The following is a 13,374-nucleotide window of genomic DNA, read 5'->3' on the forward strand; positions in this document are numbered from 1 at the left end:
GGGAGCCCCCCGGATCGACCCGGAGGGCTCCTCCCGTGGCGACGGTCAGATCAGCTCGACGTTCGGCCCCCGGCAGCGGTTGCGCGTGTCGAAGACGTACGGGCTGGCCTCCTCGACGAGCCGGAAGTCGAAGCGGTCGTGGTCGGTGAGTACCACCACCGCGTCAGCCTCGGCCAGCTCACGGCGCGTGACCTCGATGATCTCGACGCCCGCCGGCAGCGGGTAGTCCTCCACGTGCGGGTCCGCCGCCCGCACCCGCGCGCCCAGCTTGTGCAGCGACTTGACCACCTCGATGGCCGGCGACTCACGGCAGTCGCCGGCGTTCTTCTTGTACGCCAGGCCCAGCGTGACCACCCGGCTGCCGTTGACCGGCTTCCCGCGCCGGTTGAGCGCGAGGACCAGCCGGTGGACGACGTGGTCGGGCATGTGGTCGTTGATGTCGTTGGCGAGCTCCACGAACCGGAAGTTGTGCCCCAGGCTCCGCTTGACCTTCCATGACAGGTAGGACGGGTCGATCGGCAGGCAGTGCCCGCCGACGCCGGGCCCCGGCGTGAACCGCATGAACCCGAAGGGCTTGGTGGACGCCGCGTCGATGGCCTCCCACACGTCGATGCCGAGTTGCCCGGCGAACATCGACAGCTCGTTGACCAGGGCGATGTTGACGTGCCTGAAGGTGTTCTCGAGCAGCTTGCACAGCTCCGCCACCTGCAGCGAGGAGACCGGCACGACGTGGTCGACGACCTGCTCGTAGAAGGCCCGGATCCGCCGCAGCGACGCCTCGTCGAGGCCCGAGACCACCTTCGGGGTGTTCTCCAGCCGCCACACGGGGTTGCCCGGGTCGATCCGCTCGGGGCTGTAGCCGAGCAGGAAGTCCTCCGGCGCGCGCAGCCCCGACCCCTCCTCCAGGATCGGCAGGAGGTACTCCTCGGTGGTGCCGGGATAGGTGGTGGACTCCAGGACCACCGTGGCGCCGGGCCGCAGCAGCGGCGCGATGCACTGCCCGGCCGAGGCGATGTGCCGGAGGTCGGGGGCGCCCTCGCACAGCGGTGTCGGCACGGTGATGACGCACACGTCGAAGCCGGCGGCGTCGGCGTAGTCGGTGCTCGCGAGATAGCGCCCGTGGCGCAGGGCGGAGGCCACCTGCTCGTCGCCGATGTCCTCGACGAACGACTCTCCGGCGTTGAGCCGTTTGACGCGCCACGCGTCGACGTCGATCCCCACGACGTCGAAGCCGGCCTCGACCGCGCGCATCGCCAGCGGCAGGCCGACATAGCCCTGGCCGACGACCACCAGTTTCTCTCCCATATCTGGACCCCCGTCACTTCGAGATGAGATATCACCTGACTGTAGGAGCCGCTCCTTCGCAGACCGCCGATTCGGCGATTGTCTCGGCGTGTCGCTCTTCACCGGCGATTCGGGACCTTTTTGACTCTTCCGAGTAAGTATTGAGGGAGAGAGTTACCGGGTAAAGTGCGGGCCAATAGCGCATGAGCCCCGGCTTTTGTTGATCATATAAGCGTTTCGGCGGCCGTCGTATCGCATGTGGCGCTCCCTGATGCCCTAGCGTCTTTCCCGTACGGCTCACCTTTTCGCAAATAACCCGACAAATGGCAAAAACCGGACGAGCGCCCGTGAAGACCCCTCATCCCGCCCGATCGCCCGGTCAATCACCAGAAGAAGTAAGGAGTTGTGGCGCATGTTCTCATCACATCGCGATGCGCCCGACCGGGCAGCCGGCGCGTCTCATCGGCACATCATCCCCAAAAGGGGAAAAATCGGCCGTCGCTCGTGGGGGCGGGCACTGGTCGCCACCGTCCTCACGGCCGGCGCGCTCGTCGCCGCGCCGGGTGGCGCGCGCGCCGCGCAGCCCGTCGACCTCGGTGACGCCGAGCCCTTCGCGGTCCTGGCCGCCACGTCCGTCAGCAACACCAACCTGACGACCGTCACCGGCAACCTGGGCATCAGCCCCGGCAGCACGCTGACGGGCTTCCCGCCCGGTGTGGTCAACGGCACCCGGCACCTGGGCAACGCCACCTCGGCCGCGGCCATGGCCGACGCCGAGGCCGTGGACACCGAGCTCGCCGGGCGGGCCACCACCGCCACGATCGCCCCCCAGCTGGGCGGCACCACCCGGGGGCCGGGCGTCTACCAGTCGACCAGCGGCGCCTTCTCCCTCAACGGCACCCTCACCCTCGACGCCCAGGGAGACCCCGACGCCGTCTTCGTCTTCCGCGCCTCCACCCTGACCGTGGCGCAGGTGGGCAACGTCGCCCTGGTCCGCGGCGCGCAGCCCGACAACGTCTTCTGGCAGGTCGGCGGCAACGCGAGCATCGGCATGTTCGCGACGTTCCGCGGCACCGTGCTGGCGCAGGGCTCCATCGCGGTGGCGTGGGGGGCAGACGTGGACGGGCGCCTGTTCGCCCTCGACAGCTCGATCACCATCACCGGCACCGACGGCACCCCGCACACGCGCATCTCGCTGCCGGACGACCCGCCGACCACCACCACCCTCACCTCGTCGCCCGACCCCTCGTGGAAGGGCCAGCCGGTCACGCTGACCGCCACGGTGCAGCCGGTGAGCGGCGACGTCGTCCCGTTCGGCGAGGTGGTGTTCAAGGACGGCTCGCGGGTGCTGGGCTCGGCCTACCACAGCAGCGAAGGGCCGGCGGTGTTCACCACCACGACGCTGCCCGGGGGGCAGCGCAACCTCACCGCCGTCTACCTCGGCGGCGACACCTTCGACGGCGAGGCGTTGATCCACTTCGCGCCGAGCACCTCGCCCGCGGACTCCCACTTCGTCGAGGACAGCCTGTGGAACCGGCAGGCCACACCCGCCGTCGTGTCCCAGCCCGACGGCCAGCCGGTCACGCTCGGCGTGAAGTTCCGGTCGGAGACGAAGGGCACCGTCTCCGGCGTCCGGTTCTACAAGAGCCCGCAGAACACCGGCACCCACGTCGGGAGCCTGTGGAGCGTCGGCGGTGACCTGCTGGCCACCGCCACCTTCACCGACGAGACCGCCTCGGGCTGGCAGGAGGTGGCCTTCCCGGTGCCCGTCGAGATCAGCGCGAACACCACCTACGTCGCCTCCTACCACACGACCGCGGGGCGCTACTCGATCAACCGGCCGGGCTTCGGCGGGCCCGTCACCAACGGACCGCTCACCGCGCCGTCGAGCGGCGCCGCGGGCGGCAACGGCGTCTACACCTACGGCGCTGTCAACACCTTCCCCACGCAGACCTACCAGGCCACCAACTACTGGGTCGACGTCGTCTTCCAGCCGTCCGACAGCCTGTGGAACAAGGCGGCCACGCCCGCCGACCCGTCCAACCCCGACAGCCAGCCCATCACGGTCGGCACGAAGTTCCAGGCGTCGACGGGCGGCAACGTCTACGGCGTCCGCTTCTACAAGGGGCCGCAGAACACCGGCACCCACGTGGCCAGCCTGTGGAGCGCCACCGGCGACCTGCTCGCGAGCACGCCGTTCGTCCACGAGACGGCGACCGGCTGGCAGGAGGTGAATTTCCCGACGCCCGTCCCCATAACCGCCGGCACCACCTATATAGCGGCCTACCACACGACGTCGGGGTTCTACTCGACGACGCGGCCGTATTTCACCTCGGCGTACGTCAACAGCCCCCTCACCGCCCTGGCGCATTCGGCCGGCGGAAACGGCGTCTACAGCTACGGCGCGTCGAGCACGTTCCCGACGAGCAGTTACCAGGCGACCAACTACTGGGTCGACGTCATTTTCCGGCCATAATCCGACACGCGGTCCCGCCGGGCGGATCAATTTCCCTCCGGCGGGACCGCCGCGTCCGCATGTCATTTCCGTCCGATGTCCTCGGCGGCCGGTACTGTCAAATGCACAGAGTAGTCCGAATTAGCAAGGATACGCTCATGCTGCAATTCCGCTTTTCCGGCATCCTGTCGAGGGCCCGGCATTCCTGGAGGCCGCTGGCCGTGGTGACGGTCATGGCGGCGAGCACGCTCGTCGCGCTGTCACCCGCCGCCCACGCGCAGGAGCCGGTCGACCTCGGCGCCGCGCGACCGTTCGCCGTCTTCGGCGGGGCGTCCGTCGACAACAGGCACGCCACCCGGGTCACCGGCGACCTGGGCGTGAGCCCGGGGAGCCTGGTGACCGGCTTCCCGCCCGGCGTGGTCGACGGCGACCGGCACATCGGCGACGCGACCGCCGCCAACGCCCGGATCGCTGCGGTCAACGCCTACAACGACATCGTCTCGCGGGTCCCGACCGGCAGCCTGCCCGCGCAGCTCGGCGGCACCACCCGGGGACCCGGCATCTGGGACTCCCAGACCGGGGCGTTCGCCATCGACGGCTCGCTCACCCTGGACGCCCAGGGCAATCCCGACGCCGTCTTCATCTTCCGGGCCGAGACGCTCAACACCGCCAGGGTCAGCAACATCAGCCTGCTGCGGGGCGCGAAGACCGAGAACATCTTCTGGCAGATCGGTCACTCCGCCCGCATCGGCGTCTACTCCACCTTCCGCGGCACCCTGCTGGTCGACGACTTCGCGGCGGTGGACTTCGGCGCGAACGTGATCGGCAGGGTCTTCGCCTTCGTCCACAGCGTGACCATCATTGGTACGGAGAACACCTCGGTGGTCACGCGGATCGGCCTGCCCGACGAGCCGCCGACCATCACCACGCTCACCTCCGAGCCCAACCCGTCACTGGTCGGCCAGCCCGTCACGTTCACCGCCACGGTGAAGCCGGTGGACGGCACGCTCGTGCCGCAGGGCGAGGTGCTGCTGAAGCGGCGCTCGGTCGTCCTCGGCGCGACGTTCCTCGACGCCACGGGACGCGCCACGTTCGTGCTGTCCAACCTGGCCCGCGGGCAGCACCGGATCGTCGCCGTCTACCTGGGCGGTGACACCTTCCAGAACGAGGACCCGGTGCGCCACTCCGGCAGCACGTCACAGCCGGTGTTCCAGGTCGTGCTGCTTCCCTCCTGAGGCAGGCACGCTCCCCCCGGCGCCCCCCGAGCGCCCGCAACGTCAGGCCGGACGCGAGCAGGCCGGACGCGAGCAGGCCGTAACGCACCGGCCGTACGCGAGCAGGCCGGGCGCGGGAGCGATCAGGCCGGGCGCGCCTTGAGCGGCCGCCACCAGGGCTCGTTGTCCGCGTACCAGCGGATCACCTCGGCCAGCCCCTGCTCGAAGCCCGTGCGCGGCTCGTAGCCGAGACCCCGCAGCTTGCCGCAGTCGACCGAGTAGCGCAGGTCGTGGCCCGGCCGGTCGGGCACCCGCCGGACCAGGTCCCAGCCCAGCCCGAAGGCCTCCAGCAGCAGGCCGGTCAGTTCCCTGTTGGTCAGCTCGGTGCCGCCGCCGATGTTGTAGACCTCTCCCGGCGAGCCCTTGTCCAGCACGAGCTGGATGCCGCGACAGTGGTCGTCGACGTGCAGCCAGTCGCGGACGTTGCGCCCGTCGCCGTAGAGCGGGACCGGCTCGCGGTCGATGAGGTTGGTGACGAAGAGCGGGATCAGCTTCTCCGGGTACTGGTGCGGGCCGTAGTTGTTGGAGCAGCGCGTCACCCGCACGTCCAGGCCGTACGTGCGGTGGTAGGCCCGGCAGAGCAGGTCGGCGCCCGCCTTGGCCGCGGAGTACGGCGAGTTGGGGAGCAGCGGCTCCTCCTCGGTCCAGGACCCCTCGGCGATCGAGCCGTACACCTCGTCGGTGGAGACGTGGACGACCGTGGCGGTGCCCGCGTCGAGCGCCGCCTGCAGCAGCCGCTGGGTGCCGAGCACGTTGGTCGTCACGAAGTCGCCGGCGCCGGTGATGGACCGGTCGACGTGCGTCTCGGCCGCGAAGTTCACCACCACGTCGAACCCCGGCACGACCTCGGCCAGCAGCCGGGCGTCGGCGATGTCCCCCTGCCGGAACGCGTAGCGGGGATGACCCGAGACGGGCTCCAGGTTGGCCAGGTTGCCGGCGTAGGTGAGCTTGTCCAGCACGGTGACGTGCGCGTCCTCGTAGCCCGGGTAGGCCCCGAGCAGCAGGGACCGCACGTAGTGGGAACCGATGAAACCGGCGCCGCCGGTGACGAGGATGTTCATGCGCGTACCTTGATCTTGCTGTGGTCGCCCACCATGAGCTGGTGGGTGTTGGGGGCGCCGGTGGTGCCGGTGACCTCCACGTTGCGCCCGATGAGCGAGTGCCCGATCCGCGAGACGCCGATCACCGAGGAGCCGTCGAGCACGATGGAGTACTCGATCTCGGCGTCCGCCACCACGCAGTCGGGACCGATCGAGGTGAACGGGCCGACGTAGGAGGAGACGATCTTGGCGTTGGCGCCGACGACGATGGGCCCGCGCAGCACGGAGTTCTCCACCACCGCGCCGCGCTCGATGACGACCCGGCCGGTGATCTCGCTCAGGCCGTCGACGGTGCCGTTGACCTCGGGCTCCACCTGTTCGAGGACGATGCGGTTGCACTCCAGCATGTCCTGCAGCCGGCCGGTGTCCTTCCAGTAGCCGCTGACCAGGTGGGAGTGGACGTGGTAGCCCCGCTCGATGAGCCAGCCGATGGCGTCGGTGATCTCCAGCTCGCCCCGCGCCGACGGGCTGATCGCGCGGACCGCCTCGTGGATGGCGGGGGAGAAGATGTAGACCCCGACGATCGCCAGGTCGCTGCGCGGATTCGGCGGCTTCTCCTCCAGGCGGAGGATCTCGCCCGACGGTCCCAGCTCGGCGACCCCGTAGAACTGCGGCTCGGCCACCCTGGTGAGCAGGATCTGCGCGTCGTGGCCGGCCGCCCGATAGGACTCCACCAGGTCGCGGATGCCGCCGACCAGGAAGTTGTCGCCCAGGTACATGACGAACGGCTCGTCGCCGAGGAAGTCCCTGGCGATGACGACGCAGTGGGCCAGCCCCAGCGGCGCCTCCTGCGGGATGTACTCGACCTCCAGGCCGAACCGCGAACCGTCGCCGACGGCCGCGCGCACCTCCTGGCCGGTGTCGCCGGTGACGATCCCCACGCTGGTGATGCCGGCGTCGCGCAGCGCTTCGAGGCCGTAGTAGAGCACCGGCTTGTTCGCCACGGGGACGAGCTGCTTGGCCGAGGTGTGGGTGAGCGGGCGCAGCCTCGTCCCCTTGCCACCCGCCAGTACGAGCGCCTTCATCAGGTGCGTTGGTCCTTCCGCGAAGAGGACGTGGCCGGAGCGGCCGCCTGCTCGCAGGAGTTTATGCAGGGTGCGCACGCACCGGCCCGCGCCCGGACGCGCTTGTCCAAGCACGTCCGGGACGTTGCCGAGACTAGACGTTCGCCCGGTCGCGGAACGTCCAGGTGCGATGCGCCAGGTAGCTCAGCGGCGGGCTGGCGAGGATGATCAGGCCCTGCGCGAGCATCAGCGGCATCCCGACGATCTCCACCAGGAGGGGGAGCCCCGCGAGGGAGGCGCCGAGAAAGGTCAGCCCGACCGCATAGAAGCGCAGATATCCGGTCAGCCATGATTCGCCCGAAACGCGAAAGACGATGAGGCGGTACGCCGGATAGACGATGACCACGGTGACGAAGTGGCTGGCCACGACCAGCACAAGATAGGGAGCCGCATCCTCCGCGGCCAGCAATGCTAGGCCAAGGAGAACGTAATAGACCACTGCCGTCATGGCGCCGGCCAGCAGATATGTGATGCGGTGTGCACCAAGAGCCGCGATCAGGGCCCGCCATCCGAATGACGCTTCTTCGCCGCGCTTGGTCCGGCTTCTCAGATCGACCATGTCGCCCGCACTCCGCTTCTGATCGCGTGGTGGGGGCGGCATGAGTGTAACCGGTGAACACTGGATGATCGGGGGATCGATGTCGGTGTCGGTGGTAATTCCCTGTTACCGGTCCGCGCGCACCCTGCCCACGCTGGTGAGCAGGATCGTCTCGACGTTGCGCCAGGCGAACGTCCGCCACGAGATCCTGCTGGTGGTCGACGGCAGCCCGGACGACACGTGGGAGACGGCCGCGCGGCTCGCCCGGGGGATCGAGGCCGTACGCGCCCTGCACCTGTCCCGCAACTACGGGCAGCACAACGCGCTGGTCGCCGGCATCCGGGAGGCGGCCCACGACGTCGTCGTCACGCTCGACGACGACCTGCAGCACCCGCCCGAGCAGATACCCCACCTGCTGGCCGCGCTCGAAGGCGACCGGCTCGATTTGGTGTACGGCGTGTCGCACGAGGAGGAGCACGGCTTCCTGCGGAGCCTGGCGTCCCGCTCGGTCAAGGCGGGCATGGCGGGGGCGCTCGGCATCCGGGCCGCCCAGGACATCAGCGCCTTCCGCGCCTTCCGGACCCGGCTGCGCGACGGGTTCGAGGGCCTGTCCGGCCCGCACGCCTCCATCGACGTGGCGCTGTCGTGGGCGACGGCGAAGGTCGGCTCCGTGCGGGTGCACATGGACCAGCGCGCCCACGGGCGGTCCAACTACACCGCGCGCACGCTGATCCGCCACGCGGTCAACATGCTCGTCGGCTACAGCACGGCCCCGCTGCGGGCGGCCAGCTACCTGGGGTTCCTGGCCGGCGTCGTCGGTCTGCTGCTGGGCGCCGGGGTCCTGTGGCGCTTCGCCACGGGCGACACCACGGTGGCCGGGTTCACCACGATCGCCTCGATGGTGGCGCTCTTCTCGTCGGCGCAGCTCATCGCCATCGGCGTGCTCGGCGAGTACGTCGGCCGCATCCACGGCAGCGGGATGGGCCGGCCCACGTACGTCGTCCGCGACCGGGTGGGCCCGTCACACGTGACGGACCCGTGCCCGGACGGACCCGTCATTCCCGTCCAGGCAGGAGCGAGCTCCGGACCAGGTGAGCCGTGAGGATCGTCTGCACCGGCTCGAAACCGTAGCGCGCCCAGGCCCGCTGCACCCGGGTGTTGTGCCCCTGGGTGGAGATGACCACCTCCGTGGCGCCGCGGGCCAGCGTCCGGTCCTCGACCGCCTTCAGCAGGTGGGCGTACAGGCCGCGGCCCTGGCAGCCGGACACCACGCCGGCGAGCAGGATCTCGGTGCGGCCGGCGTCCTCCTCCAGCGTGGCCAGCGCGAGCATGCGGGCGTCGTCGCGCAGGGTCAGGCACCGGTCCGCCTCCGCCGACCGCAGCGCCCACTCCTGGTAGCCGGCGAGGGCCGCGGCGGCGTCGAACAGCGGGTTGGCCAGGTAGTGACTGCCGTAGGCGGCGAAGATGTCGGCCACCAGCCCTTCCACCGCCGCGGTGTCGCGCGTCGGCTCGGCCACCAGGCCGGCGGCGGGCTCGGGCGCGCGGCCCCGGCCGGCGGGCAGCCGCCAGTAGACCAGCGAGTCGGCGAAGACGGCGGTCCGGCCGAGCGCGGTCAGCCCGGCGAACCAGCCGATCCGCTCGGCCGGGTAGCGGAGCACGACGACCTCCGCGTCGGAGCGGAGCACCGCCTCGCGGACCGCGTCGAGCTCCGTCCCGGCGCCGGCGGACACGGTCAGCCGCTCCACCGAGCGGCCGAAGCGCGCCGACTCGAAGGGGGAGGGCTGGGCGCGCAGCGCGGGCGCCTCCATCACGTCGTGCCAGGCCATCAGCTCACCTCGTAGGTACGGACCGTGTCGATCACGTGGGTCAGGCCGGCCTCGTCCAGGTCGGCGAAGAGCGGCAGCCGCACGAGGCGGTCCGCGACCTGCTCCGTCACCGGGCAGCCGCCGGGCGCCGTCCGCCCGTACCGCAGGCCGGCGGGGGAGGCGTGCAGCGGCTGGTAGTGGAAGGCCGCCTGCACCCCCCGCTGCGCGAGATGGCCGATGAAGGCCTGGCGGTTGTCCAGGTCCGGAAGCAGCAGGTAGTACAGGTGCGCCGGGTGCGCGCAGCCGTCCGGCACCGCCGGCTGGGCGACGCCGCCCGCCGCCGCCCAGTCGGCGAGCCGGTCGTGGTAGGCGGTCCACACCGCGTGGCGGCGTTCCTGGATCCGGTCGAACGATTCGAGCTGCGCGGTGAGCTGGGCCGCGAGCACGTCGGAGGGCAGGTAGCTCGACCCGATGTCGATCCACCGGTACTTGTCCACCTGGCCGCGGAAGAACCGGCTCCGGTCGGTGCCCTTCTCCCGGACCACCTCGGCCCGCTCGACCAGGGTGGGGTCGTTCACGAGCAGCGCGCCCGCCTCCCCGCACTGGACGTTCTTCGTCTCGTGGAAGCTCTGGGTCGCCAGGCAGCCGAACGAGCCGAGCGGCCGGTCACCGTAGCGGCCGCCCAGCCCGTGGGCGTTGTCCTCGACGACGGCCAGGCCGTACCGGCGGGCGAGGTCCCCGATCGCGTCCATCGCGCAGGCGACGCCCGCGTAGTGGACCACGACGATGGCCCGGGTGCGTCCGGTGATCGCCGCTTCGACCAGCCGCTCGTCCAGGTTGAGCGTGTCCGGGCGGCAGTCGACGAACACCGGTACGGCGCCGCGCAGCGCGAAGGCGTTGGCCGTCGACATGAACGTGAAGGACGGCATGATCACTTCGTCGCCGGGCCGAAGGTCGAGCAGGATCGCCGACATCTCCAGCGCGTGGGTGCAGGAGGTGGTCAGCAGCGCCTGCCGGGCGCCGGTGATCTCCCGCAGAAGGGCGGCGGCCCGCCGGGTGAAGGGGCCGTCGCCGCAGGTGGCGCGGCCGCGCACGGCCTCCGCCAGGTAGTCGAGCTCGTTGTCCGAGATGTGGGTCCGGTTGAACGGGACCACCGTCACACCAGTCGCATGCACGAACGCAGTGAACAACGCGCCGTCGGCACCGGCACGCACCCCCCGGTGCCGCTGGGCGACGCATTGCGCAAGCCTTACCTCACGAGGGGGAGGAGCCCGGCAGCAGGTAGACGGCGTACCCGCCGGAGCGGAAGCGCAGGGTGGCGAAGTCGCCGATCCTGCCGAGGGAGGTGCCCGGGCGTTCCTCGGCGAACAGCCAGCGGACCCCGTGGCGCTCGCGCAGCTCGCTCATGACCTTCGCCGAGGGGGCCCGGAAGGCGGCGTCGTTCAGCGCGAGCAGGTCCCGGTCCCAGAACGGCAGGCTCTCGGGTGGCAGCCCCGGCCGCCACCGGCTCAGGTTGGCGGCCGTGTACGCCCAGCCCTCGACGAGCACGCGCCGTTCGGCCAGCGCGGCGACCCAGGGGAAGCGGCTGTCGCAGGGGTTCTCGCGGCCCCAGCGGCAGTGCGCGTTGGTGGCGACCAGGTCACCGGGCGCGGAGTGGGCGCGCAGCCACCGGCCGGCCGTCAGGCCGCCCTCCGGGATCATCCGCTCGGTCACGGGCCCGCGCGCCGGCGCCGTCGTCGAAGCCGTCGTCGAAGCCGTCGTCGAAGCCGTCGCCGACGACGGAGCCGACGACGGGGCCGACGACGGGGCCGACGGCGGGGCGGAGGACGGGACGGACGACGGGGCGGGCGCGGAGACGAAGCCGTCGAGCGCCGACAGGACCCGGGCGTGCCCGTACGCGGGCAGGCCGACGGCGGCGAGCGCGACCACCACGAGAGCGGCCGCGTGGCGGACCCCGCGCCACAGGGCCAGCAGGACCGCCGCCGTCACGGCGGCGGCGACCAGCACCAGGTACGGCCGGTACAGCAGGCGGGGGTCCAGGCCCGGCGCCAGCGGGATCGTGACGCCGCACAGCAGGGGCACCAGGTAGGCGGCGGCCAGCCCGGCGCCCGCCGCGGCGGCCGCCGCCCGCGCGGAGAGCCCGGCCCACCGGACGAGCACGAGCAGCCCCCAGGCGGTGACCGCCGCCAGGTAGGGGTAGCCGCCCCAGAGGAAGAAGAGCTGGCTGCGGCCGGGATGGCCGAACAGCAGCGCGGCGGCCAGCCCGGCGCCGCCGATGCCGAGCATCAGGGTGACGGCCGGGCGGGTGAGCTGCCCCGGCCGTGCGGCCAGGCCCGCGATGCCGAGCCAGGTGACCAGCCAGCAGATCAGGTGGATCGCCGCGATGCCCGGCACGTCTCCGGCCGTCGTCCCGGCCGCCCCGGTGAGCTCGTTCCAGGTGTGCCGCATGAAGGAGAAGGGGTCCACGACGAGCCCCTGCCGGGCCCGGCCGAACAGCACGAACTGTGCGAACAGGACGCAGGCCGCGGTCAGCGCCAAGCCGGCGAGGACCGGCCGGGACGGCCGCCGCCCCCGGACCACCCGCACGGCGGCCACGACCGCGAGTCCGGCCCCGAGCAGGGGCAGATAGGTCGCCTTGGCGCCGGTCAGCGCCACGAGCAGCACCCCGGCGAGGCACCAGGCGCGCACATCACGCGGCCGATCCTCCAGCAGGTCGAGCAGGACCAGCACGACGGCCGCGAACAGCAGCGCCCCCAGCGTCTGCGTGGGGCTGATCCACGCCGTGTCCGGAATCCCGCCCCACGTGAACAGCCCGTTGGCTCCCAGGTAGAGGCTCGGCGCCCCCACGAGGACCGTGCCCACCACGGTGACGGCGGCGCCGGACCACGTGCGGGTGAGCCGGCGCCCGGTCAGGCCGGCCAGGACGACGAGCGCGGCCAGCATGGGCAGCACGCCGAGGCGGAACAGCAGGATCAGGGGCTCGACCCCGGTGACCCAGCTGGTGGCGGCGAGGTGCGCGTAGACGAACCAGTGGTAGGCGAGCGGCTCGCCCGCCACCATCGGCACCATGGGCGGCATGTGGTGCCGCAGCTCGCCGATGAGCGCCAGGTGGAACGGCATGTCGGGGGCCGCCGTGCCCAGTGCCGGCCAGGCGACGGCGTGGGTCGCGAAGAACTTGACGGCGCTCCAGGCCACGAGGGCGGCGGTGACCAGGGCCAGGAACGACGGCCACCACCAGGGGCCGGCCGGGGGCGGGCCGCCCCGCCAGTGCCGGCGCAGCGACGGCACGGCGAGGAAGGCCGCGTAGGTGGCGAGGGGCCAGGCGAGGACGAGCAGGGGCAGCCCGGCCGCGCGGGCGCCGATGTAGGCGAGGATCTCCACGGCGTAGCCGAGGGACAGGCCGAGCGCGACCTCCTCGGCCAGGGTGCGGGAGCGGCCGTACAGCGCCCGGACCGTCAGCATGCCCGGCAGCGCCAGCCCGAGCGTCACGTAGCCGGCGAACAGCGCCAGGTCGGCGCCGGACACGCCGTACCGGATCAGCACCGCGGCGGTGAACGCGGCCAGCGCCGCGGCGGGCAGCCACCTGGTGAGCGGACGCCCCTGCCCGGCCCCGCGTGCGCCCCCGGCCGCCGACGCCCCCTCGGTCGGCGGAACCGCGCGTCCGGGCGCCGTCCGGGAACCGGAGGCGGTCCGCGGCATCTTCTCCATGGCCTTGTCCATGGCCGCAAGCTTGGTGATGCCGGCCGCTCGTTTCGGGCGGGACCTCCGTGTGCGGGCGTTTCTTGGCTTTTCCTTGTGGGAGCCGGGAGAACGCGAGCGGCTTTCGGCCGGAAAACCGAATCCCTGTGAAGCTT

At 71.6% G+C, this 13,374-nt stretch carries 10 protein-coding genes; 3 read left to right on the forward strand and 7 right to left on the reverse strand.

Annotation, left to right across the window (positions count from 1 at the left end):
• Nucleotides 1-45 precede the first annotated feature (45 nt).
• On the reverse strand, nucleotides 46-1,305 hold the full coding sequence (locus CXR44_RS17375; protein WP_101787113.1) for a nucleotide sugar dehydrogenase: 1,260 nt from the start codon (nucleotides 1,303-1,305) through the stop codon (nucleotides 46-48).
• Between the two features lie 391 nt (nucleotides 1,306-1,696).
• Here CXR44_RS17375 and CXR44_RS17380 point away from each other — a divergent pair, with 391 nt between their 5' ends.
• Both CXR44_RS17380 and CXR44_RS17385 read left to right on the forward strand, forming a co-directional pair.
• On the forward strand, nucleotides 1,697-3,760 hold the full coding sequence (locus tag CXR44_RS17380) for a DUF4082 domain-containing protein (RefSeq protein ID WP_101787114.1): 2,064 nt from the start codon (nucleotides 1,697-1,699) through the stop codon (nucleotides 3,758-3,760).
• A gap of 137 nt (nucleotides 3,761-3,897) precedes the next feature.
• Nucleotides 3,898-4,974, forward strand: coding sequence for an ice-binding family protein (locus CXR44_RS17385; protein ID WP_180903502.1), 1,077 nt, complete (start codon nucleotides 3,898-3,900; stop codon nucleotides 4,972-4,974).
• Nucleotides 4,975-5,096: 122 nt separating this feature from the next.
• On the opposite strand, the gene rfbB is transcribed toward CXR44_RS17385, so the two are convergent.
• The 3 genes from rfbB to CXR44_RS17400 all read right to left on the reverse strand — a co-directional run bounded on the left by rfbB (nucleotide 5,097) and on the right by CXR44_RS17400 (nucleotide 7,736).
• A complete protein-coding gene (gene rfbB / locus CXR44_RS17390) occupies nucleotides 5,097-6,074 on the reverse strand; it encodes a dTDP-glucose 4,6-dehydratase (RefSeq protein WP_101787116.1) in 978 nt (325 codons plus the stop codon).
• Nucleotides 6,071-7,138 (reverse strand): glucose-1-phosphate thymidylyltransferase, encoded by a 1,068-nt coding sequence (locus tag CXR44_RS17395; RefSeq protein WP_101787117.1) that lies wholly within the window; start codon nucleotides 7,136-7,138, stop codon nucleotides 6,071-6,073. Before CXR44_RS17395 ends, rfbB begins: the two co-directional genes overlap by 4 nt.
• 133 nt (nucleotides 7,139-7,271) lie before the next feature.
• Nucleotides 7,272-7,736 (reverse strand): GtrA family protein, encoded by a 465-nt coding sequence (locus CXR44_RS17400; protein ID WP_180903504.1) that lies wholly within the window; start codon nucleotides 7,734-7,736, stop codon nucleotides 7,272-7,274.
• 79 nt (nucleotides 7,737-7,815) lie between these two features.
• On the opposite strand from CXR44_RS17400, the gene CXR44_RS17405 reads away from it, so the two are divergent.
• On the forward strand, nucleotides 7,816-8,817 hold the full coding sequence (locus tag CXR44_RS17405; RefSeq protein WP_101787119.1) for a glycosyltransferase family 2 protein: 1,002 nt from the start codon (nucleotides 7,816-7,818) through the stop codon (nucleotides 8,815-8,817).
• Here the strand turns inward: CXR44_RS17405 and CXR44_RS17410 are convergent.
• The 3 genes from CXR44_RS17410 to CXR44_RS39485 all read right to left on the reverse strand — a co-directional run bounded on the left by CXR44_RS17410 (nucleotide 8,771) and on the right by CXR44_RS39485 (nucleotide 13,240).
• On the reverse strand, nucleotides 8,771-9,541 hold the full coding sequence (locus CXR44_RS17410; protein ID WP_101787120.1) for a GNAT family N-acetyltransferase: 771 nt from the start codon (nucleotides 9,539-9,541) through the stop codon (nucleotides 8,771-8,773). The two genes, CXR44_RS17405 and CXR44_RS17410, sit on opposite strands and share 47 nt — an antisense overlap.
• Entirely contained in the window at nucleotides 9,541-10,695 is a 1,155-nt protein-coding gene (rffA, locus tag CXR44_RS17415; RefSeq protein ID WP_245899231.1) for a dTDP-4-amino-4,6-dideoxygalactose transaminase, read from the reverse strand. Before rffA ends, CXR44_RS17410 begins: the two co-directional genes overlap by 1 nt.
• Before the next feature lie 79 nt (nucleotides 10,696-10,774).
• Nucleotides 10,775-13,240 (reverse strand): hypothetical protein, encoded by a 2,466-nt coding sequence (locus CXR44_RS39485; protein ID WP_180903506.1) that lies wholly within the window; start codon nucleotides 13,238-13,240, stop codon nucleotides 10,775-10,777.
• Nucleotides 13,241-13,374: the final 134 nt, after the last annotated feature.

Source organism: Nonomuraea indica (assembly GCF_002850745.1).
GTDB classification, from domain to species: domain Bacteria; phylum Actinomycetota; class Actinomycetes; order Streptosporangiales; family Streptosporangiaceae; genus Nonomuraea; species Nonomuraea indica.

Coding starts and splice junctions, on each gene's coding strand:
- CXR44_RS17385 (WP_180903502.1), top strand. CDS start 3,898: ATGCTGCAATTCCGCTTTTCCGGCATCCTGTCGAGGGCCCGGCATTCC.
- CXR44_RS17395 (WP_101787117.1), bottom strand. CDS start 7,138: ATGAAGGCGCTCGTACTGGCGGGTGGCAAGGGGACGAGGCTGCGCCCG.
- CXR44_RS17375 (WP_101787113.1), bottom strand. CDS start 1,305: ATGGGAGAGAAACTGGTGGTCGTCGGCCAGGGCTATGTCGGCCTGCCG.
- rfbB (WP_101787116.1), bottom strand. CDS start 6,074: ATGAACATCCTCGTCACCGGCGGCGCCGGTTTCATCGGTTCCCACTAC.
- CXR44_RS17380 (WP_101787114.1), top strand. CDS start 1,697: ATGTTCTCATCACATCGCGATGCGCCCGACCGGGCAGCCGGCGCGTCT.
- CXR44_RS39485 (WP_180903506.1), bottom strand. CDS start 13,240: ATGGACAAGGCCATGGAGAAGATGCCGCGGACCGCCTCCGGTTCCCGG.
- CXR44_RS17400 (WP_180903504.1), bottom strand. CDS start 7,736: ATGGTCGATCTGAGAAGCCGGACCAAGCGCGGCGAAGAAGCGTCATTC.
- CXR44_RS17405 (WP_101787119.1), top strand. CDS start 7,816: ATGTCGGTGTCGGTGGTAATTCCCTGTTACCGGTCCGCGCGCACCCTG.
- CXR44_RS17410 (WP_101787120.1), bottom strand. CDS start 9,541: ATGGCCTGGCACGACGTGATGGAGGCGCCCGCGCTGCGCGCCCAGCCC.